A 1,310-nucleotide genomic window follows, 5' to 3' on the forward strand; every position below is an offset into this window, starting at 1 on the left:
ATCTGCTTGATCCGGAGGAAGCGAGAAGACCGCCGATGGCGATGAAGGACTACTCGGACGAGTTCAAGGCCGATGCCGTGGCCCTGTACGAGTCCACACCCGGGGCGACCTACAAGAGCATCGCCGCCGACCTGGGCGTCAACCGGGCGACCCTGCGTGAGTGGGTGCTGCGGGACCGCGAACGCCGTGGCGTCACCGCCGCAGCTGGGAAGCCGGGCGGCCCGCCTCGGGAGGCGGTGCCGTCGGCTGATCCGGACGAGCGTGTGCGGCAGCTGGAGGCGAGGGTGGCCGAGCTCGAGGCGAGTGAGCGCAAGCTCGCCACAGAGCGGGACATCCTCCGCAAGGCGGCCAAGTATTTCGCCGGGGAGACGAACTGGTGAGGAGCCGCTTCCAGTTCGTTGACGACCACCGGGACACCTACGAGGTGAAGCGGCTCTGCCAGGTCCTGGACGTGAACCGGTCCAGCTACTACAAGTGGCTCGCGGGCGCCGAGGCCCGGGCCGCCCGGCAGCAGGAGGACCGGGTCCTGGCCGAGGAGATCCGCGAGGTCCACAGTGAGTCCGGCGGCGCCTACGGCTCCCCGCGCGTGACGGCCGAGCTCCGCGGGAAAGGGCGGCGGGTCAACGAAAAGCGGGTCGCCCGGATCATGCGGACGTTCTCCATCACCGGCATCCGCCTGCGCAGACGCGTCCGTACCACGATCCCGGACCCGGCCACCTCACCGGTTGCGGACCTGTTCCAGCGGGACTTCACCGCCACCGAACCCGGCCTGAAATACATGGGCGACATCACCTATCTCCCCCTGGAGAACGGGGAGTTCCTCTATCTCGCGACCGTGCTGGACTGCTTCAGCCGCAAGGTCGTCGGCTGGTCCATCGCCGACCACATGCGCACCGACCTGGTCGCCGACGCACTGCGGATGGCCGTCCGGACCCGGGGCAGCCTCAGCGGGGCGGTGTTCCACTCCGACCACGGAGCGCAATACGGATCCCGGGCCTTCGCCGGCCTCTGCGACCAACTCGGGGTCACACGGTCGATGGGCGCGGTCGGCACCAGCGCCGACAACGCGGCCTGCGAAAGCTTCCACGCCTCCCTGAAACGCGAGACCCTCCAGGGCGCCCAGGACTACGGCGACTCCGCCACCTGCCGCAGGACCGTCTTCGCCTGGCTGACCCGCTACAACACCCGCCGCCGGCACTCCGCCAACGGCCACCTCAGCCCCAACGAATACGAACACCGACACCACACCGCTAAACTCACGCTCGCCGCGTGATCAATAACCGCGTGCCCACCTTCACGGGGGAAGGCCC

1 protein-coding gene is annotated in these 1,310 nt (G+C 68.9%); it reads left to right on the plus strand.

Annotated features, from left to right (window positions below):
• Positions 1-35: 35 nt before the first annotated feature.
• A protein-coding gene (locus tag ACIBTS_RS49375; protein ID WP_399328563.1) for an IS3 family transposase occupies positions 36-1,273 on the plus strand; the annotation gives its coding sequence in 2 pieces (ribosomal slippage) (positions 36-360 and positions 360-1,273; 1,239 coding nt in all).
• Positions 1,274-1,310: the final 37 nt, after the last annotated feature.

Source organism: Streptomyces sp. NPDC050121, assembly GCF_044460385.1.
GTDB classification, from domain to species: Bacteria; Actinomycetota; Actinomycetes; order Streptomycetales; family Streptomycetaceae; genus Streptomyces; species Streptomyces soliscabiei.